Here is a 22,494-nt window from a genome sequence, read left to right on the forward strand (position 1 = left end):
TCTCGTCAAAGCCCAGCCGTAGGCTTTTTGGGCGCCAGCGGGTACAGATCCACCTCGTCCGCCAGCTTGGGCAGCTCGTCGAGGAAGGCGAGGGTGTGTGGCTGGTTGAAGTGGTCGTCCTGGGCGGCGAGCGAGATCCAGCGGGCCTGGACCACCCAGAGGTCATTGTCCTCGCTACCCTGGAATACCCGATAGTCCAGGCATCCCTCGTCCTGCACCGCCACAGCGGCGAGGTCCAGCAGGTGGGCGCCCAGCGCCTGGGAACGTTCGGGTTGGGCTCTGAACAGGGTGAGGCTGTAGACGTCCGCCATGGCGTGCAGGTCTCCTGGAGGTTCCAGGCTTCGACCCTGCAGGCGGGCGGACGTCGCGACCGACTCAGCGATTGATCAGGCTGAGGAATTCGGCGCGGGTGGCATCGCTGGCGCGGAACTGGCCAAGCATTACCGAGGTGACCATGGAGGAATTCTGCTTCTCCACGCCACGCATCATCATGCACATGTGCTGCGCCTCGATGACCACCGCAACACCGGCCGCACCGGTGACCTTCTCGATGGCCTCGGCGATCTGCCGGGTCATGTTTTCCTGGATCTGCAGTCGGCGGGCGAACATGTCGACGATGCGCGCCACCTTGGACAGCCCCAGCACCTTGCCCTTGGGCATGTAGGCGACGTGGGCCTTGCCGATGAAGGGCAGCATGTGATGCTCGCACAGCGAGTACAGCTCGATGTTCTTGACCAGCACCATCTCGCTGTTGTCGGAGGTGAAGAGTGCCTCGCCCACCACCTCTTCCAGCGTCTGCGTGTAGCCGCGGCAGAGGTACTGCATGGCCTTGGCCGCGCGCTTGGGCGTGTCCACCAGCCCCTCCCGGCCGATGTCTTCGCCGAGTCCGGTCAGGATCGAGGAGTAGTGCTGTTCGAGAGACATTTGGGTTCCTGTTTGTCGATAAGGAGGTTGGCGCTCGGATGAGACGTCACCCGAGTCGCGGAGTCACTCGTCGCGACCTTCGAGCATGGTGCGCTTGAGCAAGACATAAAGCGAGCCGGTGCCGCCGTGGCGGGGTAGGCAGGAGGTGAAGCCCAGCACCTGGGCGTGCTGGCGCAACCAGGTGTTGACGTGACTCTTGATCAGCGGCCGACGCCCATCCAGGCGCGCGGCCTTGCCATGGGTGATGCGTACGCAGCGGATCTCCAGGCGGGTGGCCTCGGCGAGAAAGTCCCAGAGGGTCTCCCGGGCTCTTTCCACGGTCATGCCGTGCAGATCCAGGCTGCCCTCGAAAGGGATCTGGCCGCTCTTGAGGCGCTTCAGCTGGGTGTCCTGGACGCCATCGCGGCCCCAGTAGAGTTCGTCCTCGGCGCCTACATCGATGACGAAGGCATCGCTCAGGCCATCCACCCGGGTCGTGGTCGAGGTCCTGGTCGCATCGGCCCGGCGCTGGGCGATCTGGCCCAGGTCGGCGCGCGACTTGCCGGTGTCGGCGCGATCCTGCCTGAGCGGACGGATCCCGCGGGTGAAGTCAGCGAAAGAGGCATCGTCGTCGTGCATGGCGTTCTCCGGTATAGGACGTCATTCTACCGGCGGGTCAGGACTCGTGCAGCAATCGGCTCACCGCGGCCAGCGCGGCCCTTTGCCGCTCGGGCCAGTCGCCGGCGATTTCCAGCACCGGCTGGCCGTGGGTCCGCAGCCAGTCGCGGCACTGGACGAAGAATGCCAGGCGCTCGGTGAGCTCCGGCTGGCAGCGCTGACCGTCGTCCTGCCAGGCGACGTCGCGCGGATCGAGCAGCAGGTGCAGGTCGTAGCGACGGGCCAGCAGCGCCGGCTCCAGCCAGGTGGGCGCCGCATCAAACAGCAGGCGACTCCACAGCAGGTTGCTCAGCAGATGGGTGTCCAGCAGCAGCAGGGCCGGCGCAGCGCGCCGTGCCTGGTCTTCGCGGCGCAATTGCTCGCGGGCGATGAGCTCCACATCCGCCAGGCGGGTGTCGGTGCCATGCTCCTCGCAGTATTCGCGAACGTACTCGTCGACCCGGACACCGCCGAATCTCTCGCTCAGTATCGTCGCCAGCCAGGATTTGCCACTCGATTCGGGGCCGGTCAGGACCACCACCTTCATCGTGCGGTCGCCAGGGCGCGGCGCCAGTCCAGCCAGCCATAGGCGGCGAGGCCGACGAAGACCGCATAGAGAATCGCGGTGGGGTAGAGGCCCTTGTAATAGAAGAGGCCCACATAGATGACGTCCAACACGAACCACAGCGCCCAGCATTGCAGCCGCTTCTGCGCCATCCAGAACTGGGCGACCAGACTGAAGCCGGTGAGCGCCGCATCCAGCCAGGGCAGGGCGGCGTCGGTATAGGTGCCCATTAGATAGCCGAGGGCAAGGCTACCCAGCGCACCTACAGCCAGACCCGCCAGCAGGGGCCTCGCCGCGAGCGAGCTGACCACCCGGCCCTGGTGCCGCTGGCCGCCTCTCAGCCATTGCCACCAGCCATAGAGCTGCAGCACGGCATATATGCACTGCAGCAGCATGTCGGAATACAGCTTCACGTCCAGGAAGATCCAGGCGTAGAGCACCACCATCACCAGGCCGATGGGCCAGGCCCAGATGTTCTGGCGGACCGTCAGCCAGACGGCGATCACCCCCAGAACGGCAGCCAGCAGCTCCACGGGCGACATGCCCAGCAGGGTGGTGAGGGACTCCAGAAACGACATGCTTCACATCCGGAAAGATTGAATTGGTCATTGTACGGCACCTAATGGCCGTCTATCGGTCTCTTCAACCGGTCTCGCTCTGGTAAGGTGCCGGGCGCTGACTTCAGCACGTGCTGTCTTGGGTACCGCGAAGGGCTGAGCCCTGCGGAGCGTCACGGTTCTAGCCCCGTTGCCGCCGGAGCCTGCAGCTCCGGCTACCTGCAAATGTTTCACTTGGATGGAGTAATACCATGGACCTATGGAGTGCCTTGCAGGCGCTGATTCTGGGGATAGTCGAGGGCATCACCGAGTTTCTGCCGGTTTCCAGTACCGGCCACCAGATCGTGGTGGCCGACCTGATCGGCTTTCGCGGCGATACCGTCATCGCCTTCAACATCGTGATTCAGCTGGCGGCCATCCTGGCCGTGGTCTGGGAGTACCGCTTCAAGGTCTTCGAGATCGTCACCGACCTGCCACGCAAGTCCTATGCGCAGCGGTTCACCGGCAATCTGATCGTCGCCTTCCTGCCCGCCGCGGTGCTGGGCGTGATCCTCGGCGACCTGATCCACGAATACCTGTTCAACCCCATCACCGTGGCCTTCGCCCTGGTGATCGGCGGTGTGATCATGATCTGGGCGGAAAAGCGCAAGCATCGCATCCGCGTGGAAGAGGTGGACGACATGCGCTGGCATGACGCCCTCAAGGTCGGCTGCGCCCAGTGCCTGGCGATGATTCCGGGTACCTCGCGCTCCGGTTCCACCATCATCGGCGGCCTGCTCTTCGGCCTGTCGCGCAAGGCGGCCACGGAGTTCTCCTTCTTCCTGGCCATGCCGACCATGGTGGGTGCGACCGTCTACTCGGTCTACAAATACCGCCACATGTTCGTTCCCAGCGATGCGATGATCTTCGCGGTCGGCTTCGTCACTTCCTTCATCTTCGCCATGCTGGCGGTGAAGGCGCTGTTGAAGTTCATCGGCAACCACAGCTACGTGGTCTTCGGCTGGTACCGCATCGTCTTCGGACTGCTGATCCTGGCCACCTGGCAATTCGGCTGGATCGACTGGCACGCGGCCAAGGCCGCCGGGTGAAACCCGAGAAGGAACAGCAGAGCCGGCGCAAGCCGGCTCGTGCGTCTACGCAGAACGCTTCCCCCAAGGCTGCCAAGCGGGCAGGGCCGCTGACGCCCTACCAGCAGCGCGCGGCCATCGCCCGCCAGGACATGCTGGCGCTGCTGCAGATCGCGGTCTTCATCCTGCCCCTGGTAGGCATGCTGTCCCTGGCCTTCGGCCGTGGCGTGCTCTGGCCGTTGCCGCTCTATCTGATCGCGAGCATCGTCACCTACCTGCTCTACAAGCACGACAAGCAGCGCGCCCGCGACAAGGGCTGGCGCGTGCCAGAGCGCATGCTGCACCTGGGCGAATTGCTCGGCGGCTGGCCGGGCGCCCTGATCGCCCAGCAGCGATTCCGCCACAAGACCGTCAAGCTGAGCTTTCGGCTGGTGTTCTTCGCCATCGTCGCCCTGCACCAGCTGCTCTGGCTGGATGTGCTCTGCGGCGGCTTTCTGCATCGTCACCTGCCGCTCTGAGATCAGCCAGGCGGCATGGGTGCGAGTGATGGGCTAGGCTTGGCGGGCGAAAGCCCCCGTTGCCCAGGAGCCCCACGTTGCGAACCCCCCTGTCGATCCTTACGCCTCTCTTCCTGTCCCTGACTCTGGCCGCCTGCAGCCAGAGTCGCGAGACCTCCTTGCCCACGGCCCCCGAGGCCGGTTCCGGTTACCGCCCTGGGCTGGCGGCCAGCGAAGCCACCCGGCAGATGGCGGCGGCGGCCAACCCTCTGGCCGCCGAGGCAGGGCGGGAGATCCTGCGCCAGGGTGGCTCGGCCATCGATGCCGCCATCGCCATGCAGGCGGTCCTGACCCTGGTCGAGCCGCAATCCTCGGGGATTGGCGGCGGCGCCTTCCTGCTCTACTGGGACGGTCGCAAGGTCCAGGCCTACGATGGTCGCGAGACCGCCCCGGCGGGCGCCACGGAAAGGCTCTTCCTGCATGCGGACGGCAGCCCCATGGCCTTCGAGGAGGCGCGTATCGGCGGTCGTTCGGTCGGGGTGCCCGGGGTGCTGCGCGCCTTGGAGCTGGCGCATCGCGACCACGGCAAGCTGGCCTGGCAGGTGCTGTTCGAGCCGGCCATCCGCCTGGCCCGCGAGGGTTTCCCGTTGTCGCCGCGGCTGCACAACCAGCTTGTGCACGATCCCTTCCTCAAGCAGTCGCCCGGCATGGCCGCGCTGTACCTGGATGCCGGAGGGCAGGTGAAGCCAGTGGGCACCCGGCTGCGCAATCCCGAGTTGGCCGCTACCCTGGCGCTGATCGCCCGGGAAGGCGCCGGCGCGCTCTATCGCGGCGACCTGGCCCAGGCCATCGCCCAGGCCGTGCAGCAAAGCCCCAATCCTGGCAGCCTGGGTGTCCAGGACCTGGCCGGCTATCGCGCCAGGACCCGTACGCCACTGTGCACCGACTACCAGCGCTGGCGTGTCTGCGGCATGCCACCGCCCGCCGGCGGCATCACCGTGGCCCAGACCCTGGGCATTCTCCAGGCCCTGGAAGCCCGAGATCCGGCCTGGGCCCTGGCGCCGCTGCGGCCGGTGCCGACCGCTCTGCCGGCGGGCCAGGAGCCGCGTCCCGAAGCCGTGCATCTGATCGCCGAGGCCGAGCGCCTGGCCTACGCCGATCTCGCCCAGTACGTGGCAGATCCGGAGCTGGTGCCGGTCAACGTCAAGGGCCTGCTCGATCCGGGCTATCTGGCCAGTCGCGCCCAGCAGGTCGGTGAGCGCAGCCTGGGCAAGGCCGCGCCGGGTGTTCCGCCCGGACCCACCCTGGCCTGGGCGCCGGATCGCTCGCCCCTGCGCGTCTCTACCTCGCAGGTCGTGGCCGCGGACGCGTGGGGCGGCGCCCTGTCCATGACCACCACGGTGGAGAGCTACTTCGGCTCCCACCTGATGGTGAAGGGCTTCATGCTCAACAACCAGCTGACGGACTTTTCCTTCGTGCCCCGCGAGAAGGGCTTGCCGGTGGCCAATCGGGTCGAACCGGGCAAGCGTCCGCGCTCGACCATGTCGCCCACCCTGGTATTCGATCGCCAGAGCGGCGACCTGTTAGCGGCTCTGGGGTCGCCGGGTGGCTCCCAGATCGCCGGCTATGTGGTCAAGACCCTGGTCGGCTTGCTGGACTGGCAGCTGGATCCTCAGGCGGCGGCGGGTCTGCCGAATTTCGGTAGCCGCAATGGCCCTACCGAGCTGGAACGTGGCGAGACCACCCCGGCCTTGCGCCAGGCGCTGGAGCAGCGCGGACATCAGGTGCGCGAGGACGAGATGACCAGTGGCATCCAGGTCATTCGCCGGGTCGGATCTGGCTGGCAGGGAGGTGCCGATCCGCGGCGGGAGGGCGCGGCGCTGGGGGACTAGGCGGAGGCCTAGACGGTAAAGACGTTCTCACCCCAGCCTGCTCCCAGGCGGGGAGGAGGCGATTGGACGGGGTTGGGCGTTTCGGAGGAGGTTTGCAGGGAAGAAGACGCCGGACCGGATGAACGGGCCGGCGTCTGCGCCATCACGCCGGCTGGTCGAGTTGCAGCACGCGGGTGGTGCGCTCGCGCACTTCGCGTAGCAGCTCCGGTTCTTCCGCCAGCTTGTGGCCGAAGGCCGGGAACATGGTGCGCAGCTTGGCCTGCCACTCTTCGCTCTGATAACGGCTGGGGAAGCAGCGTTCGACCAGGGTCAGCATGATGGACACCGAGGTGGAAGCGCCAGGGGATGCGCCCAGCAGGGCGGCGATGGTGCCGTCGCCGGAGGCGACGATCTCGGTACCGAACTGCAGGACACCGCCTTTCTGCGGATCCTTCTTGATGATCTGCACCCGCTGGCCCGCCACCTCCAGGCGCCAGTCCTGCTTGCGCACGGCCGGGTAGAAGGCGCGCAATTCCTCGACGCGCTGGTCGAAGGACTGCAGCACCTGGCCGACCAGGTAGCGGGTCAGCGGCATGTTGTCTCGCGCCACGGCGAGCATGGGGCCGATGTTGCCCGACTTGATCGACTTGGGCAGGTCGAGGAAGGAACCGCGCTTGAGGAACTTGGTGGTGAAGCCGGCGAAGGGCCCGAACAACAACGACTTCTTGCCATCCACCACCCGGGTGTCCAGGTGCGGCACCGACATCGGCGGCGAGTTGACCCCGGCCAGGCCGTAGACCTTGGCCTGGTGGCGCTCGACGATGTGCGGATCGTCGCAGCGCAGCCATTGGCCGCTCACCGGGAAGCCACCGTAGCCGGCGCCTTCGGGGATGCCGGACTTCTGCAGCAGGGGCAGGGCCGCGCCACCGGCGCCGAGGAAGACGAACTTGGCGATCAGCGTGCGGGTGGCACCGGAACGACTGTCCTCGATGGTCAGGCGCCAACGCTGATCCGCTTCGCGGGTCAGGTCCACCACCTTCTGGTTGTAGCGGACCTGGGTGCCGGGGCGGGTCTGCAGGTGACCCAGCAGGCTCATGGTCAGGGCGCCGAAATTGACGTCGGTGCCACCGGCCACATGGGTCGCCGCCACGGCTTCGGTAGCCGGACGGCCTTCCATCACCAGCGGCATCCACTCGCGCAGCTTGGCGTGATCCTCGGAATACTCCATGCCATCGAAGCAGGCGTGGTCCTTGAGGGCTTCATAGCGCTTGCGCAGGAAGGCGATGTCCTTGGCGCCATGCACGAAGGACATGTGTGGCACCGGGCTGATGAAGGCGCGCGGCGAACCGAAGTGGCCTTCCTCGACCAGGTAGGACCAGAACTGCCTGGAGGCCTCGAACATGCCGTTGATGCTGAGGGCCTTGGTGACGTCGATGCTGCCGTCCGCCTTTTCGGGCGTGTAGTTCAACTCGCAGAGGGCCGCATGGCCGGTTCCAGCGTTGTTCCAGGGGTTGGAACTCTCCGCCGCGCCTACGTCGAGCAGTTCGAGGACCTCTACGGTACTCGTGGGCTCCAGCTCCTTTAGCATGACCGCCAGGGTCGCGCTCATGATTCCCGCGCCGACGAAAACGAAATCCGACTCTTCGTTACCACTGTGCATTCATCGTACTCCTGAGACAGTGTCTCGCTTTACACCTGAGGGAGAGCGGGCGTCGGAGCCCGACCTCGAGTTGGGCAACCCCCGGCTGGCCGCGAACGGACGGGCAGGGGTGGGCAACCGGTAGGGCATGGCAGTCAGTTGCGACAGCGGCCGTCCGGCAATGTTCTGATTTATTGAGTGGGGGCCAAGCGTCCTGGCGAGCCGGGGGAGGCCGGTGCCAGGCGGGGCGATCAGGATGCGACAGGGAACCCGTCGAGCGTGCCGGAAGGGGGCGCTACGTGTTACGAGACGTGGCAGGAGACTCCTGGTCTCCCGGCGCAAACGATAGGTGATGATCGCGGCGATCCTGGTCGAGTACCCGTTTCGGTGCGAAATGATACCTAGGGTAACTGCTTAGGGCACCATCTATTTTGCTCGTGTAGTGGGTGGCGCGACCCACTACACGAACCCCGGGGTCAGCCGTTGATGCCCTGGCTGCGCAGGTAGTCGTCGTAGCTGCCGCTGAAATCGACCACACCGGTCTCGCTCATGTCGAGGATGCGGGTCGCCAGGGACGAGACGAATTCGCGGTCGTGGCTGACGAAGATCAGGGTGCCCGGATAGTTTTCCAGCGCCAGGTTCAGCGCCTCGATGGATTCCATGTCCAGGTGGTTGGTGGGCTCGTCCATCACCAGCACGTTGGGCTTCTTCAGGATCAGCTTGCCGAACAGCATGCGCCCCTGTTCACCACCGGAGATGACCTTGATCGACTTCTGGATGTCGTCGCTGGAAAACAGCATGCGGCCCAGGGTACCGCGTACCATCTGCTCGCCGCCCTGAGTCCATTGGCCCATCCACTCGAACAGGGTGGCATCGTCGGCAAAGTCTTCGGCATGGTCCTGAGCGAAGTAGCCCACGTCGGCGCTGTCGGTCCACTTCACTTCACCGCTCTGGGGGGCCATCTCGCCCACCAGGGTGCGCAGCAGGGTGGTCTTGCCAATGCCGTTGGGGCCGATGATGGCGACTCGCTCGCCGGCTTCGATCTGCAGACCCAGCCGCTTGAACAGCGGGGTACCGTCAAAGCCCTGGGTGACGTTTTCCAGGGTCACCGCCTGGCGGTGCAGCTTCTTGTTCTGCTCGAAGCGGATGAAGGGGCTGACGCGGCTGGACGGCTTGACCTCGTCCAGCTGGATCTTGTCGATCTGGCGCGCCCGGCTGGTGGCCTGCTTGGCCTTGGAGGCGTTGGCCGAGAAGCGGCTGACGAATTGCTGCAGTTCGGCGATCTGGGCCTTCTTCTTGGCGTTGTCCGACAGCAGGCGCTCGCGCGCCTGGGTGGCGGCGGTCATGTACTCGTCGTAGTTGCCCGGGAACAGGCGTAGCTCACCGTAGTCCAGGTCGGCCATGTGGGTGCAGACGCTGTTCAGGAAGTGGCGGTCGTGGGAGATGATGATCATGGTGCTGTTGCGCGCGACCAGGATGCCTTCCAGCCAGCGGATGGTGTTGATGTCCAGGTGGTTGGTCGGTTCGTCGAGCAGCAGCAGTTCCGGATCGGAAAACAGTGCCTGGGCCAGCAACACCCGCAGCTTCCAGCCGGGGGCGACGGCGCTCATGGGACCGAAGTGCTGGTCCTGGGGGATGCCCAGGCCGAGCAGCAGCTCGCCCGCCCGCGCTTCGGCGGTGTAGCCGTCGTATTCGGCGAACTGCACCTCAAGCTCGGCCACGGCCATGCCGTCGTCTTCGCTCATTTCCGGCAGCGAGTAGATGCGGTCGCGCTCGGCCTTGACCTTGGCCAGCTCGGCGTGGCCCATGATCACGGTATCGATGACCGTGCAGTCCTCATAGGCGAACTGGTCCTGGCGCAGCTTGCCCAGGCGCACGTTGGGTTCGAGCATCACCTGCCCGCCGGTGGGCTCGAGATCGCCCCCGAGAATCTTCATGAAGGTGGACTTGCCGCAGCCGTTGGCGCCGATCAGGCCATAGCGATGGCCGTTGCCGAATTTGACGGACACGTTCTCGAACAGCGGCTTGGCGCCAAACTGCATGGTGATGTTAGCGGTGGAGATCAAAGGGCTTACCTGTAAAGGGTTTCAGGCTGGTTCGATTGCTGCCGGGGCCAATTTGGGGCCAATCTGCAGCTTTGCGATTTCGTTCCAGTCCGATTGGGAGGAGATCCAGCGGGCATAGGTCGATAGCAGCATCTGCACGCTGTGGCCTAGCTGGCCTGCAATGAAGGCGGGGTTCATGCCCGACATGAGGCATATTGTGGCATAGGTGTGCCTGCAGTTGTATGGCGGCCGACGTCGGATACCCAGGGCCTTCAGCGCCGGTTTCCATTGGTGGTGGACGTCCGATGTCTGCTTGACGTGCTCGTTGTTCTTGGACGGCGGGAAGACATAGGGGGTCTCCTTGATCTTGCCCACCCCGGCCTTGCGGCGCTCTGCGTACTGCCTGGCGAACTGGAGCGCATGGAGCGCCCGGTCGTTCAGCAGCACGAAGCGGCCGGCTCCAGTCTTGGTCCGCTCCACCACCTCGCCCTGGGCCACTGTCCGACAGACGTGCATCTGGCGCGCCGGCAGGTCAATGGCGTCCCAGCGCAGGGCCAGCGCCTCGGAGATGCGGAGCCCTGTGAAGAACAGAAACTCGAACAGGGCGGCGTATATCGTGCTGGGCCAGTGCTCGTGCCGGTAGAGCTGAGCGATGATCTGGTTTGCCTCGTCAAGGGTGAAGGGGTCCACCTCCTTGCGGGACCTCTTCGGCAGCTCCAGCACCGCGGCTGGGTTCTTGGTGATCACCCCGTCGTGCACCGCAGCCTTGAGGATGGTCGAGAGCCGGACCAGAGCATTGCGCTTCACGCCTGGCGATGCCCACTCGGTATCGGTGAGGATGCGCCTGATCATCGTCGTGGTTATCAGGTCGACCCGAGTCCTCATCAGGTGGGGCATCCAATACAGGTTCAGAGCGCTCTTGTAGTTCTGATAGGTGCCCGGTGTGATGTCTCGGCTGTCCAGCCAAAGCTGGGCGTACTGCTCGAAAGTCTGGCCGCCCCCGGCGACGTTGATCGATCCCGGGAAAAGCTCGGCGTACTTGGCATCATCCAGGAGATCAAGCTTGATCAGCTGAACTACCTGATCCCGCAGCCTTGAGGCAGCCGAGATCCCTTTTTGCGTCGCGGGAAAGGCGAGGTTTTCACGGTGCCGCGTTCCGTTCCAGGTGAAGCGGATGCGGACTGCTCCACTGTGAATCTCGACGCCGGCGGGCATGTCCATTGGCTTTCGAGCCATTCCTCGTACCTCCTGATGCTGTAATAGATGGTCTTTCCACGCTTCATCCAGACGCCTTCGGGCAATTGGCCGCGGTATCGACGGTGCTGCAGGGACTTGACGGTGGTTCCGAGCAGCTCGGCCATCTGCTCCTCGCTCACCTTGTCGAGGGAGGGGGTCTCTTTCAGGGCTGCGCTCATGGCAATAGGGCTCCTCGCCGGCCGGCGGCCAGCGGTGCGGGGTGATAGGGGGAGGGTGAGTCGAATGGCCGACGCATTCGGCTCAGGTGGTGAGGCGATTCCGGATCAAGGAATGTAGGTAGTCTTGTAATAGCTGACGACTTGCGGCGTGCAGCCCAGTGCCCGGGCGACCTGAACCCCCGGTAGCTCCTGCTCAAGCAGAGCCAGCACCATGCGCTTCGTCTGTCTGGACTTCTGGGACGGCTTGATCAGGTCCTCGCCGCGCTTCTTGCCTCGGTAGTACCGCTCGCGCACCGCCTCGTAGGCGATGCCGTAGCGGTCGGACACCTCGCGCAGCGTGAGCCGCTTGCCGCGCACTAGGGTTTTGATGGGTTGCCGAGCCATGTCAGGGCCCTCCGCGTTTGTGAGGTGGTAAGGTGCTGAATTGCAGGCTCAGTTATCAGTGCGAATGCTGCGCTTAGACGTTTCGAATGACCCGTTGGAGATACCCATGGAAGGTAAATGCGCTCTCTGTCACCAGTTCCGTGATTTGCAAGATAGCCACTTAATCCCAAAGGCTGCGTACAGACATACCCAGGGGAATCCAGGAACAAATGGCCAGCCTGTGATGCTTATTCCTGGACAGAACACCGCATTTCAAACTAACAGGCAAATCAAAGTGCACTTGCTCTGTTCGGACTGTGAGCATCGATTTTCTCGATACGGGGAAGACGTTATAGGGCGTCTCTGGGCAACTTCAACAGCCTTCCCGTTGCGTGATCAAATGCAAAGTGCGGGCGCGCTAGAGTCTGATGGAAGCCTGAGTGTGTTTGATGCCGCTGCCCTTCCTGATGGCGTGGTAGAGGCTATACGCTATTTCGTGATTAGTATTTTATGGCGAGCTAGCGTGGGAGATTGGAAGATAGCGGAGAATAGCTATCATAATGCGCTTGGGGATAAATACGAAGAACAGTTCCGGCTGTTTCTCCTGGGTCAATCCACTGATGTTAGTGCTCGCATTTTTGTGTCCGTCAATGACGGTTGTGGCACAAACAGCATGTTTTCTACCCCCGTCTTCTCTCGCAAAAATGGAGCTCACTTGCACTCTTTCCAAGTTCTTGGAATACGGTTCAATACTTTCGTAGGTGGAAAGTTTCCTGCCGAGATACAGGCGGCGTGTGGTGCGATGAGTTCAGATATTGTCTTTACCAGTGCGGATTTTGAAAAACAGCCGGACTTCACGAGGATGGTGGGCTGGGCCAAAGGGGCGACTCCTCGTGGGAAGCTTGCTAGGTCCGGCAACCTACGTGCGCAAGTTCCTATTCGTTAGCCTGTTACGCCACCCTGTTTGCGCAACCGCGCATCAATGCGGATCGCCAGGGGTCATTAGCCCGGGCAATCGCGGCCATTTGGGGAGGGCTGACGCTGTTCCCGCACATGTGCACCTGCTGGCTCTTGGTGAAGGCCTTGCCGTCGGCGCCGCGGTCGATCTGGTAGTCGTCCGGGAAGCCCTGGGCGCGGTACAGCTCGCGCGGTTGCAGCATGCGCAGGCCGATGTCCACCACCACATAGGGGGTGCCCTGAATGGTGACGGTGACCAGGGCCAGGCGATCCTTGGTGGTTACGGTCGGCGCAGGCTCGTCCGGCCGGCTGGTGTTGTCGGTGCCGTAGTAGCTCATCAGGAACGCTGCCACGCGAAGGGCGCCGGCTTCGACCTCTGGCGCCAGCTGCAGCTCGACCACTGAGGTCTTGCCGCCGCCGCCCGCGGTGACGGTGGGTGCCGGCTCGTCGACGGCTTGCCCGATGGAGGCGCCGAACTGGCGGGACAGGAACGCGGTGACCGCGCCATGGTGCTGACCCGCCGCGCTGATGGTGTGCAGCGGATCCTGTGGCGCCCGGGCGTCGCAGTTGCCGCGGAGGTGGGCGAGGGTGGCCACTGCCAGGCGCTGCTGGCTGCCCGAGTTGGTCACGGTGGTCATCGGCCGCTCTACGCTGTGCGCTGGCGTGGTATTGAAGCCGCCGTTCGCCTGCTCCAGGAATGCAGTGCAGACGCCCATGGCATGGGCCGCGCCGGCCGGGCGTTGGCAGTTGCCGCCGCTGGTGATTGTCGGCATCGGCTCGTCCGCTGCGGTACCGGCAGAGTCGAAGCGGAATTTCACCAGGTGGGCAGCCGCCACCGCATGCTTGATGCCGCCCGCCATGACCGTGCCCAGCGGCTTGTCCAGGCCGGGCACCCGAGGCTCCTGGCGGTCCCGCTCGCCGTAGCCGACCGACACCAGGGTCGGAGCCACGATGGCCCGGTGGTTCTCGGTCAGGATGCTGCCCAGTGGCGCGCCGGCATCGGCAGGCTTTCCGGCATAGGCTGGGCCGCCGAGGCCGACCAGGGTGGGGCTTACCAGCATCTGCTCGCCGCGGTTGGCGCAGGTGACGGTGGGCAGGGGCTGGCGCGGGTCGTTCACTCGGTCGCCGCCCTGGTGGGTGGCTGGCGCGAAGACCGGGCTGGCCACCGCGAACGAGCCACCCCGCGGCCAGGCGGTGACGGTGCGCAGCGGGTCGGCCGCCGAAAGCGCCGCCTCCCGCGACCAGTTGGCGATTGGCACTATGAAGGGGTCAGCAGCGTCGAGCACGAACTTGCGCATGCCCTTGGCTACCCGCCGCAGCGTGGCGGCGGCCAGTGGCTTCTTCCGCTCGAAGATCGAGGGGCAGGGGATCGACCAGTCGATGCACTCCGAGGCGCTCCGCCACTTCTTCTGGCCCTTTGCCGGGGCCTTGGCATGGGTCGGTGCCGGCCAGACGATGGGCTGGCCATCGCAGCGGGCGATCATGAACAGGCGCTCGCGGCTGGTGGGCGCGCCATAGTCGCAGGCCCGGCCGACTTGCCATTCCACCTGGTAGCCCATGCCCTGCAGCAGCTGCACGAAGCGGCGCCAGGTCTGGCCCTTGCGCTTCGGGTCCGGCACTAGGAACTGCTGGTGCACCGGCACTCGCTCACCCAGAGCCGCCACGGTGCCGTCGACCTTCATCACCCGACCGGTCGCCTTGCAGCGCTTGGCGATCAGCGGGCCCCACTGCAGGATCTGCTTCACGTTCTCAAGGCTGATCACGCGGGGGCGCTTCTTGCCGGCCCACTTCAGCCCGATCCAGGACAGGTTCCGGATCTCGCGCTTCCGCGGCTGGCCGCCGGCGGCCTGGCTGTGGTGGGTGCAGTCGGGGCTCATGTGGAACCAGCCGACCGGGCGGCCCGCGCACTCGGCATCGGGATCGCCATCGAACACGTCGGTGGTGAAGTGTCGGGCGGTGGGGTGGTTGGCGGTGTGCATGCTGATCGCCGCGGCGCTGTGGTTCTTGGCCACGGCCACCGGGCGGCCAAGGCCCATTTCCAGGCCGGTGCCAGCGCCACCGCCCCCGCAGAAGAAGTCCACGATGATCTCGTCGTCCTGGCTGCTGAAGCCCAGGCCGTACTGCGTTTTAAAGTCGAGCGAGGCCCGCCGCGGGAATGCGGTCATGTTCGGTTTCCTTGTGGGGTAGGTGATCAGGCGGCTGGCGTGGTGGCAGCCTTCTCCAGCATCTCCACGATCTTGGCGTAGGCCTCGGGATGCTGGAGGTCGAAGGTGGGGAGGTACGGGCCCGGCAGCCACTGGCCGCGGATCTCGCCGCGAACCAGCCAGGGCCGGCCGCCGCTGATCCACACGCTGGTGCTGATGCCGTGCTCGGCGATCTGCTTCGCGGTGACGAAGCCCTGGCGCCGCAGGGTGAACAGCACCTTGAGGGCGCGTTCCTTCCAGGGCGTCAGGCGCAGCGGCGCGGGCACCCCGGCGGGAACATCCGGGACCACGCAAGGCACCTCGCAGCGCTCCGCCGGGTTCCAGTCGAAGGGCGCCACCCGGTACAGGTAGTTGCCGGTCCACTCGTCGAGGTTGAAGGTCCAGGTCTCTTCCACCTGGCCACGGCGCCAGTGGCTGCTGACCCGGGGCGCCAGCACCGAAACCCCCAGGGCCTCCAGCATCCGGCCGATACCCTGGTTTGCCTCGGTGATCGATCCGACGATGACCATCCGGTAATCGGGGCCGGGCGAGCCGTAGCGGTAGGCCCAAGGGTCCGGGAGGATCTGGTCCGCCACCTTGGCGTTCAGCTTGACCTTGGCTTCCACGCCGATCTGCCAGCCGTCCTGATGGACGACCAGCACGTCGAAGCCACCGGTCTCTGGGTAGCAGACCCACCCGGCCTGCTGGTTGAACTCGTCGATGAAGGCGGCGCAGAGCTCGCGCTCGGAACCAGGGAAGGCAGGGCGGGCCATTTGGGTGCTCCAGGGGACGGTCAGCCAGCCCGCAGGGCCTGGACCAGGTAGGGGTCGACGTCGGCCTGGCGCAGTAGCCACGCCTTGTAATCGCTGGGGATCTGGCTGATCTTCGTGCCCTTGTGCTTGCCGTAGGGCATCACCGTGGGTATGCGGGCGCCCTCGGCGAGGGCATAGACCTGATCCCAGGTGTCGATCTCGTGGCCGTCTTTCGCGGCGTTGATCAGCAGGAAGCGCAGCAGGATTGCGCAGTTCCGGACGTCATCCAGCGCCGCGTGGGCATTCTTCAGCAGGTCCCTGGCCCAGTCCTCTTTCCCATGCCGGCGCCCGATCATGTAGAGCATCGCGGACTGGGTATGACTGTCCTTGTCGGGGAACAGGAACCGGCTGAGCGCCAGGGTGCAGATGCGTCGTACCTGCTTAGGCTCGCCAGCCATGCGCCAGTCAAAGTCGACGTTGTGGCCGATCATCAGGACGTCACCAGCTGGCAGCGCGAATTGGGTGTGCTCGCGGCAATCGACTAGGTCGGTACAGATGATGTGATGGGTGGCCTGGGCACCGAGACTGATCGGTACGGTGGGCTTGAAGCGCTCGTGGTAGTGCTCGAATTCTCGTGGCGAGCGGGTGGCGATGAAGGCATCGGGCGTCTCGGGTAGCACCAGCCATGCGGCCTCGATGATCTGGTCGCTCTGGTGGTCCGTGCCGGTGGTCTCGGTGTCGAAAATGATGGGGTTCATGTCTGCTCCTTCAATGGTGAAAGGCCGCTCATGCGGCCTTGGCTTCGGTCTCGGTGATCACGCCACCCTGGATCCACACCTGCTGGATCCCCGCCGGCACCTTTGCCATGGGCTCCTTCATCGTCCCGGCCATGACCGCGCTGTCGAGGTCGCCGGAGCGGGTCAGGGCCAGCAGCAGCTTCAGCGCCTGTGGACGGGCGGTGGGCTGCAGCACGTCGAAGCGATCCAGCAGCACAAGGCGGATGCCGGATAGCCGCGCGATGGCGATGGCCAACAGGGTGTCGGCGCGCCACTTCTCCGATTCCGAGAGCAGTCCGTAGAGGCGGCCGCCGTAGGTGATGTCGATCTCGGGGGTGATGACCACCGGCTGCCAGGTTGCCACCGCGGCCTGGGCCGCCAGCAGTTCGTTGAACGGGTCAAGCGCGCCGGCGAGGATCTCGGCTGGGATGCCGGTGGGCGCCAGGGCCTCGGCGATCAGTGACCAGGCCACGACATCGGCGTGGTGCTGGGCGGCGGTGGCGATCACAGCGTCGCGACCGGCGATGGCGCCGTGAGCCTCCACCAGCGCCTGGTGCTTGGCCCGGGCCTTGTCGCGCTCCTGGCGGATCTCGGTGATGGCCTGCTCGGCGTTCTCCATGGCCTTGGCGTCCGGTACCGCGGCGGCCTGCTGTTCCAGGGTGGCCAGCTGCTCGGCCGCGGCGCGGCTTTGGTCCACGTCGCGCTGGCTGTTAGCTACGGCGCGCTGCGCGCTCTGCAGATAGCCCTGGTACTCGGTCAAGCGGCGGGCGGCATCGGGGTCGGCGACCTTCTCCGGCGCCACATAGGCCACCAGCTGGCCGCGCTCCATCAGCACCAGGCCCTGGCAGTGCGGGCAGGCCAGCGGGTCATGTGCTGGCTTGCCGGCGGCGGCGCGCTGGGCCTCGGCTACCTTCGGGGTCCATTCGTCCACCCGGGCCTGGTCGGCGCCGAGCTTCTCCTGGCGGCGCTGCAGCAGGTCAGCGGTGTCGCGCAGCTGGGCCATGTGGGCCTGGCGCTGCGCCGCGGCCTGAGCGTTGGCCTTGTGGCCGCCCAGGGTCTGCTGCGCCTCTGCCAGGTCGCCGTCGAGATCGGCAAGAGCCTTGGCGGCCTCGGCGATCTGCTCCTGGGTGACGGTGGTGGGCGGCAGCTCCGGTTCCCAGGTCTCGGCCTTCTGGCTGCCATAATTTTCGCCAGTGATGGCCTTCCAGGCGCCGCGCGACTCGGCGGCGTATTCCTTGGCCTGGGCCTCGGCGGCTGGGAAGCCACCGCGCAGCAGCGGCTTCACCTTCTCGAACTTCGCCAGGTCGGCGCCCTTGGCCTCGAGGCGGCGGGCCACCTCGGCGGCGCCAGCGCCCGCACCGGTCAGGTCGAACAGGACTTTCCGGCGCTCCTTACCATCCAGGGCCGCGAATTTCGCAGCCTCCAGCACGAACGGAAGGAACGGCGCATCAGGAATTACCACCGATTTACCACCCGGTAGCATCATCCATGCGGTCTGCTCTTCGCCGGTGCCGTCGACGTAGGCGACGTGGGCCTCGCCCTTCTTGGCGCCCTCGGTGACCAGGCGATCCAGCTCCTTCTTCAGGGATACCCGGCGCGGCTGGCCGCTGAAGGCCATGCTGATCGCGTCCAGCAGGCTGGACTTCCCGGCGCCGTTGTCACCGGACACCAGCAGCAGGGGCTCAGATACGGCAAGGGCTGCATTGCGCAGCCCCTGGACGTTGGTAACGGTGATGTTCGTGATGCGCATGCTGATTACTCCATCGTGACGACGTCGTCGAGGTCCTTGGTGACGCGGTAGGTGTTGTGCAGCGGGTTCTCCGCTTCGCTCTGCACGGCGATGACCTTGTCATCGAGCAGGCGGACCACCAGGGCGCGGGCGGCATCGCTGCCTATAGCGAACCGGCTCTGCAGGTAGTCGATGGTGACCGACGGGCTCACCCGGGCCAGGACAGCGCAGACGTCGGAGTAGGGCACGACGCCGTAGGCCGTGGGGTGCGGCGCGGCGGCGTCCTCCGGCGCGTTGTCGCCGGCTTCGTCATCACCGGCCTGGTCTTCTGCCTGGCCACCCAAAGGCGCCGGCGCGATCACCTCGCGGCCGCCGGTGCTGTCCATGGCCGAGACAGTGCCAGCAGCCTCCAGCGCCTCGACCAGGCGGGCGGCGCGGTTGTAGCCAATCTTGAGCGCGCGCTGGATGGCAGAGATTGATGCCCGGCGGCTGCTGATGACGAAGCGGGTGGCCTCCTCCAGCAGGGCGTCATCTTCCAGGTCGTCGCGTTCCCCGCCACCGCCCAGGCGCTTCTCCAGCTCCTCCGGGCTGCCCAGCAGGTCGGCAGCCGCCAGCGGCAGGTCCGACTGGTCGCGGTCGGGCTTGATGTCGTCTAGGCCATCGTTGTAATCGTTCGGCGCCAGCACCAGCAGGCAGAGCTTGCCGGCGGACTTCGTCAGCTCGGTGTTCGACGGCTCGTTGGCATCGACCTTGGCCGTCACGGTCAGGGCTTTCGCTTCCACCTTGATGGACCGGATGTCCATCGGTACCGACACGACATCGCGCGCGGCGATGATCCGGACGGCCAGCTCTACGGCTTGCTCGACCTTCTCGGTGAGGCGGTCAATCACCTCCTGCTGCTGGCCCTCGTTCAGTTTGTGATAGGGCGCCTTGAGGTTGTGCAGCTCGAAGCGGCACGTCTCGATCAGGTCGTGCACCAGCAGCTGGTGGGCGAGTTCGGAAGGGCGGCAGCCGTGACGCTCTGCGCTTTCGATGATGGCGCGGTGTTCCATTTTCATGGGGCGGTTTCCTACTGGTGGGCGATCTTGTTGAGCGACTGCAGCTGGGCGTCGCTGAGGTAGGTGTGGGCGCCGTAGCGCTTGAACTGGTCGCGGATGTCGTTGGTGAACTGGATCTCCCAGTCGGTATCCGCGCCGTCCTCAGCGGCGGCCAGCAGGGCGGTGAACTGCTCGACGCGGTCGAACAGCTCAGCTACGGTCCGGCTGGCCATGGCCATCACTCCATGCTGATTTCGTCGTCGACGAGCTGGCTGGCGGCCTGGGCGGTGCTGGTGTCAGCCTTTTCCGCTTGGGTGTCACGCTTTTCCGCCGGTGTGTCGCGTTTTTCGGCACTGGCATTACCCGATTCGGCCTTTTCGTCACGCTTCTCCGGCTCGGCGTCCAGGATCTCGCCGGTCGCGGTATCAACGTTCCGCGGCGCGGCCTCAGCCTGGCGCAGGGCGTCGATGTCCACCGCGTAGTTCCCGCCGGCATCCGGCTTGGCGTCGAAGACGTCGCGGACCTCTTCCTCGGTCTGCAGGCCCATGCCCAGGTCCGGCGCGTAGGCGCGCTGCCAGAACGCCGCGGCGCGGTAGACGAACATCTGGTCGGGCATCGTCTTCCACTTGCTGCCGCTCTTGCTGGCCCAGCCCTCGGCGTTGACCATCTGCCAGGTCACCCAAATGCCGTCGAGGCGCTCGCCGGTCTCCTTCTCGATGGCCCAGGCGCGGCAGCCGAAGTCCGGCTTGCCCGCTTCGCCTTTCCACTCGTAGCGCAGCGCGCTGAAGCGGCCACAGGTATTCACCGTGGCGATCAGGAATTTGCTCGACCAGCTCGGGGTGCCGTGGACCACGTAGAGGTTCTGCATCACCATCAGCGGGTTCGCGCCGATGCGCTGGGCCATGTCCAGGGCGATCAGGCAGTTCGGTAGGTTGCCCTGGTACTGCTTGGGCACCAGGTCGGACTGGACGAAGGCCTTGGCGATGCGCTGCATCAGCTCGAAGCCTTCCAGGTTGAAGAAGCTCATGGACACCGGCATCTGCTCGCGCGCCGGGCGTTGCTGCAGGGACTGCAGCGTCTGGGTGTTGCTCATGGGGTCACCCCTTGTAGGGACAGGTGGGATAGCGCGGGCAGTACCGTGCGGAGCACAGCACCGATTTGGGGTTGCCGTAGAACAGGCCGCCATGGATCAGGCGTGAGGCCATCTGGAGCAGGCCGGGGTTGTCTTCATCGCCGACCAGGGCCTGGCGGGCGCCGGTGACTTCGCCGCGGCCTACGCAGGGGCCGGCGCCGGTCTTCAGGCCGATGATCTCGGCGGGGGCCGTCAGCGGCTGGCCGATGGCGAACTCGGCGAGCAGCTCGTAGACGCCGAGCTGCGGCCGGTGGCCGGCGGTGACCGCGACACCGGTGGATCCCACGGCGCGGGCGCCGCTTTTCAGGTCGCTGATGCCCAGCTCACCGTCCACCCGCCGGATGCGGTCGGTGGTACCGGTGAGCGCCAGGCCCAGGTCGCTGATCTCCAGCCGCTCGCACGTCACCTCGATGCCGACATAGTCCTGGGTGGGCGCGATGTCGGCGCAGTAGCGGCTGTGCAGCGTCAGGCCGATGCGCTCGACCTGCTTCGGGCCGCTGTCCTCCCAGTCGACGTCGTGCTCGGGGTTGTAGAGGGTGTCGACGAACAGGCCGGCCGCGTCATCCGCGCTGATCGGTGCGCCGTCCATGGTGGCCTGGTCGAACAGGGCGGTGGATGCGTGGATTGACGTGCCCAGGTGCGCGGCGCCGCTGGAGCGGCTGCGCATGCCGAGGAGGTGCTTAGCCTCCCAGCGTGCCGGGCAGTCGAACAGTTCGGCCAGCGAGCTGGCACGGATGGTGACGATGTTCACGACGCCACCTCCACCGACCAGCGCCGACCAGGCCGGCGCATCATCGGGGAGCGGATGGGGGTGTCGATCAGCCGGGTCTCCGGCGGAAGGCCCAGGGCCTCGGGTAGCGACTGCCTGGCGCGCAGCAGCAGGGTGTGGCGCGCTTCGGCGTTAGCCGCCTGGCTGGCGGTTGTACTGGGAGCGGGGGAGGCGGTCATGCCGCAGCCCCCCGCGTTTTGGCCCAAACCTTGGCCACTTCCTGGGAGATGCGCACTCGGTTGTGATCGTGGGCGCGGTCGTCAATGGCGCCCAGGGCATAGGCCATCTCGTTCATGCCCTCGGCGATACCGTCACCGAAGGCAGGGATGCGAGCGATCCACATCTCGACCATCCGTTGTGCGACTTCTCGTTCGGTGCTCATGCAGCCTCCTTGCGGCGCTTGGCCAGTTCGTCGGTGAAGAAGTTGTCGTGCTCGGCGAGCTGCACCCGGCGCCACTCCATGAGTTCCTTGGCCAGCGGCAGGCTGATACTGGCGAGGGTCATGTAGGCCTCGTTGAACTGGCGATCGCGCATGCTGGCTAGCGTCTCCAGCAGCACCACCTGGCGCTGGGGATCGATCTGCATATCGCAGTGGATGGCGAAGGCCAGCATCGTGTCGGGCTGGTGGGTATCGATGTCGTGCTGCAGTTGCAGCACCTGTTCGTGGGCGCCTTCGAGCGCCCGCTCATGCTGGATAGCGAGGGTCATGGTGTGGGTCTCGATGGGCGCCGGGGCGCGCGGTAAAAAGCCGGGCTGCAACCGGTGGGGCGGTGTGCAGCCCGGCGAACGGGGCTACTCGTCCTGGTAGCCGATGATCACCATCGGCTGGTCCTTAACGGGCTTGGTGTACTCGACGGCGCCGAAGAAAGCGGCGCAGGTCATGGCGAGCACGATCAGGTAGGTGCGCATGGTGCTTTCCTCGGTTGTCTTCCCGTCTGGCCCTGTTGCCAGGGCCAGCCAGTGAAAACGGCGCATCGCGTGCGGGTCTCTCGCGCGGAGCGGGCTAGATGCCCTCAATCAGCCGTCCCGGTCGCCCCTCGGGGTCGCCTTCGCGTGGGCAGGCTTTCGGGCCTGTCTGATTGCCGGTCGCCGTAGAGGCAATGCGGTCTGTGGTTTCTTTGTTGCTTCGGATTGTGAAAGAGCAGGGGCGGTGGAGCTGCCCGGCCAGTGGTTGCTGGCGATGCAGTGATATTACCCGTGGGTTATTTTCACGGTCAATACCTCCGGGTAATAATTTTACCCGGACAGCAAAAAGCCCGCGCGAGGCGGGCTTCCGTTATGGCGATCAATCATTCAGCTTGAGGCATTTCCCTCCAGCTGAACTCATACCCGGTACCGCTTTGCTCTACAGAAAGGCCATCGACCTCGCGCATCTCGTCCACGACCCGCTCCCAGTCATCGTCATGGTCCGTCTCCAGGCGCTCAACGCGACATCTCTGCTCGAGCTGGGCATGCGGCTCTGCGATGTAGGCATTGATTCGGCGGCATAGCCGCTCGTAGCTGGAAACCTGAACCTGTTTCTTGACGACCTGGGTATTGCTGCGGGGCATGAGCCACCTCCTTTCTGTGATACTGTTCAA

The 22,494-nt window shown here is 65.5% G+C and carries 25 protein-coding genes; 4 read left to right on the top strand and 21 right to left on the bottom strand.

Annotated elements, in window-relative coordinates; all coding sequences use genetic code 11:
- Positions 1-5: 5 nt before the first annotated feature.
- The 5 genes from PVZ77_RS08915 to pnuC form a co-directional block, all read right to left on the bottom strand.
- Positions 6-311 (bottom strand): putative quinol monooxygenase, encoded by a 306-nt coding sequence (locus PVZ77_RS08915; RefSeq protein ID WP_273807229.1) that lies wholly within the window; start codon positions 309-311, stop codon positions 6-8.
- Positions 312-375: 64 nt separating this feature from the next.
- A complete protein-coding gene (gene folE, locus PVZ77_RS08920; protein WP_133863117.1) occupies positions 376-924 on the bottom strand; it encodes a GTP cyclohydrolase I FolE in 549 nt (182 codons plus the stop codon).
- 63 nt (positions 925-987) lie between these two features.
- Complete coding sequence (locus PVZ77_RS08925) at positions 988-1,542, bottom strand: Smr/MutS family protein (protein WP_273807230.1); 555 nt, start codon at positions 1,540-1,542, stop codon at positions 988-990.
- Positions 1,543-1,579: 37 nt separating this feature from the next.
- Positions 1,580-2,107 (bottom strand): AAA family ATPase, encoded by a 528-nt coding sequence (locus tag PVZ77_RS08930; RefSeq protein WP_273807231.1) that lies wholly within the window; start codon positions 2,105-2,107, stop codon positions 1,580-1,582.
- Positions 2,104-2,667, bottom strand: a complete 564-nt coding sequence (gene pnuC, locus PVZ77_RS08935; protein WP_273807515.1) for a nicotinamide riboside transporter PnuC — start codon at positions 2,665-2,667, stop codon at positions 2,104-2,106. Before pnuC ends, PVZ77_RS08930 begins: the two co-directional genes overlap by 4 nt.
- Positions 2,668-2,933: 266 nt before the next feature.
- Between pnuC and PVZ77_RS08940 the strand changes: the two genes are divergently transcribed.
- The 3 genes from PVZ77_RS08940 to PVZ77_RS08950 all read left to right on the top strand — a co-directional run bounded on the left by PVZ77_RS08940 (position 2,934) and on the right by PVZ77_RS08950 (position 6,138).
- A complete protein-coding gene (locus PVZ77_RS08940) occupies positions 2,934-3,770 on the top strand; it encodes an undecaprenyl-diphosphate phosphatase (RefSeq protein ID WP_158896727.1) in 837 nt (278 codons plus the stop codon).
- Positions 3,767-4,267 carry a DUF1294 domain-containing protein gene (locus tag PVZ77_RS08945; protein ID WP_273807232.1) on the top strand — a complete coding sequence of 167 codons (501 nt, stop codon included), beginning with the start codon at positions 3,767-3,769 and terminating at the stop codon, positions 4,265-4,267. The genes PVZ77_RS08940 and PVZ77_RS08945 overlap by 4 nt, the downstream gene beginning before the upstream one ends.
- A gap of 77 nt (positions 4,268-4,344) precedes the next feature.
- Positions 4,345-6,138: a gamma-glutamyltransferase family protein gene (locus PVZ77_RS08950; protein ID WP_443218039.1), complete on the top strand. Its 1,794-nt coding sequence runs from the start codon at positions 4,345-4,347 to the stop codon at positions 6,136-6,138.
- 142 nt (positions 6,139-6,280) lie between these two features.
- Here PVZ77_RS08950 and mqo read toward each other — a convergent pair whose 3' ends face one another.
- From mqo to PVZ77_RS08970, 4 genes are all read right to left on the bottom strand, one after another.
- A complete protein-coding gene (gene mqo, locus PVZ77_RS08955; protein WP_273807233.1) occupies positions 6,281-7,777 on the bottom strand; it encodes a malate dehydrogenase (quinone) in 1,497 nt (498 codons plus the stop codon).
- Positions 7,778-8,232: 455 nt separating this feature from the next.
- Positions 8,233-9,822, bottom strand: coding sequence for an ABC-F family ATPase (locus PVZ77_RS08960; protein ID WP_187979340.1), 1,590 nt, complete (start codon positions 9,820-9,822; stop codon positions 8,233-8,235).
- Positions 9,823-9,843: 21 nt separating this feature from the next.
- Positions 9,844-11,037 (bottom strand): tyrosine-type recombinase/integrase, encoded by a 1,194-nt coding sequence (locus tag PVZ77_RS08965; protein WP_273807234.1) that lies wholly within the window; start codon positions 11,035-11,037, stop codon positions 9,844-9,846.
- 284 nt (positions 11,038-11,321) lie between these two features.
- Positions 11,322-11,600 carry a hypothetical protein gene (locus PVZ77_RS08970; protein WP_273807235.1) on the bottom strand — a complete coding sequence of 93 codons (279 nt, stop codon included), beginning with the start codon at positions 11,598-11,600 and terminating at the stop codon, positions 11,322-11,324.
- A 106-nt stretch (positions 11,601-11,706) separates the two neighbouring features.
- Between PVZ77_RS08970 and PVZ77_RS08975 the strand changes: the two genes are divergently transcribed.
- Complete coding sequence (locus tag PVZ77_RS08975) at positions 11,707-12,525, top strand: hypothetical protein (protein ID WP_273807236.1); 819 nt, start codon at positions 11,707-11,709, stop codon at positions 12,523-12,525.
- A 4-nt stretch (positions 12,526-12,529) separates the two neighbouring features.
- On the opposite strand, the gene PVZ77_RS08980 is transcribed toward PVZ77_RS08975, so the two are convergent.
- The 12 genes from PVZ77_RS08980 to PVZ77_RS09035 form a co-directional block, all read right to left on the bottom strand.
- Positions 12,530-14,701 carry a DNA cytosine methyltransferase gene (locus PVZ77_RS08980; RefSeq protein ID WP_273807237.1) on the bottom strand — a complete coding sequence of 724 codons (2,172 nt, stop codon included), beginning with the start codon at positions 14,699-14,701 and terminating at the stop codon, positions 12,530-12,532.
- A 26-nt stretch (positions 14,702-14,727) separates the two neighbouring features.
- Positions 14,728-15,492, bottom strand: coding sequence for a hypothetical protein (locus PVZ77_RS08985; protein ID WP_273807238.1), 765 nt, complete (start codon positions 15,490-15,492; stop codon positions 14,728-14,730).
- Between the two features lie 20 nt (positions 15,493-15,512).
- Positions 15,513-16,229 carry a putative quorum-sensing-regulated virulence factor gene (locus PVZ77_RS08990; protein ID WP_273807239.1) on the bottom strand — a complete coding sequence of 239 codons (717 nt, stop codon included), beginning with the start codon at positions 16,227-16,229 and terminating at the stop codon, positions 15,513-15,515.
- Between the two features lie 28 nt (positions 16,230-16,257).
- Positions 16,258-17,997, bottom strand: coding sequence for an AAA family ATPase (locus tag PVZ77_RS08995; protein ID WP_273807240.1), 1,740 nt, complete (start codon positions 17,995-17,997; stop codon positions 16,258-16,260).
- 5 nt (positions 17,998-18,002) lie between these two features.
- Positions 18,003-19,028, bottom strand: a complete 1,026-nt coding sequence (locus tag PVZ77_RS09000; protein WP_273807241.1) for a DNA translocase FtsK — start codon at positions 19,026-19,028, stop codon at positions 18,003-18,005.
- Between the two features lie 17 nt (positions 19,029-19,045).
- Positions 19,046-19,246: a hypothetical protein gene (locus PVZ77_RS09005; RefSeq protein ID WP_273807242.1), complete on the bottom strand. Its 201-nt coding sequence runs from the start codon at positions 19,244-19,246 to the stop codon at positions 19,046-19,048.
- A 5-nt stretch (positions 19,247-19,251) separates the two neighbouring features.
- A complete protein-coding gene (locus tag PVZ77_RS09010; protein ID WP_273807243.1) occupies positions 19,252-20,106 on the bottom strand; it encodes a hypothetical protein in 855 nt (284 codons plus the stop codon).
- A gap of 4 nt (positions 20,107-20,110) precedes the next feature.
- Positions 20,111-20,896 (bottom strand): RecB family exonuclease, encoded by a 786-nt coding sequence (locus PVZ77_RS09015; protein ID WP_273807244.1) that lies wholly within the window; start codon positions 20,894-20,896, stop codon positions 20,111-20,113.
- Positions 20,893-21,093 carry a hypothetical protein gene (locus PVZ77_RS09020; RefSeq protein ID WP_273807245.1) on the bottom strand — a complete coding sequence of 67 codons (201 nt, stop codon included), beginning with the start codon at positions 21,091-21,093 and terminating at the stop codon, positions 20,893-20,895. Before PVZ77_RS09020 ends, PVZ77_RS09015 begins: the two co-directional genes overlap by 4 nt.
- Entirely contained in the window at positions 21,090-21,296 is a 207-nt protein-coding gene (locus tag PVZ77_RS09025) for a hypothetical protein (RefSeq protein ID WP_273807246.1), read from the bottom strand. Before PVZ77_RS09025 ends, PVZ77_RS09020 begins: the two co-directional genes overlap by 4 nt.
- Positions 21,293-21,622 (bottom strand): hypothetical protein, encoded by a 330-nt coding sequence (locus tag PVZ77_RS09030; RefSeq protein WP_273807247.1) that lies wholly within the window; start codon positions 21,620-21,622, stop codon positions 21,293-21,295. The genes PVZ77_RS09025 and PVZ77_RS09030 overlap by 4 nt, the downstream gene beginning before the upstream one ends.
- A 581-nt stretch (positions 21,623-22,203) precedes the next feature.
- The gene (locus tag PVZ77_RS09035) at positions 22,204-22,464 is read right to left on the bottom strand and encodes a DUF1654 domain-containing protein (RefSeq protein WP_273807248.1); all 261 of its coding nucleotides are present in this window, start codon (positions 22,462-22,464) and stop codon (positions 22,204-22,206) included.
- Positions 22,465-22,494 lie beyond the last annotated feature (30 nt).

This window comes from Pseudomonas sp. SHLD1, assembly GCF_028640935.1.
Lineage (GTDB): Bacteria > Pseudomonadota > Gammaproteobacteria > Pseudomonadales > Pseudomonadaceae > Chryseomonas > Chryseomonas aestiva.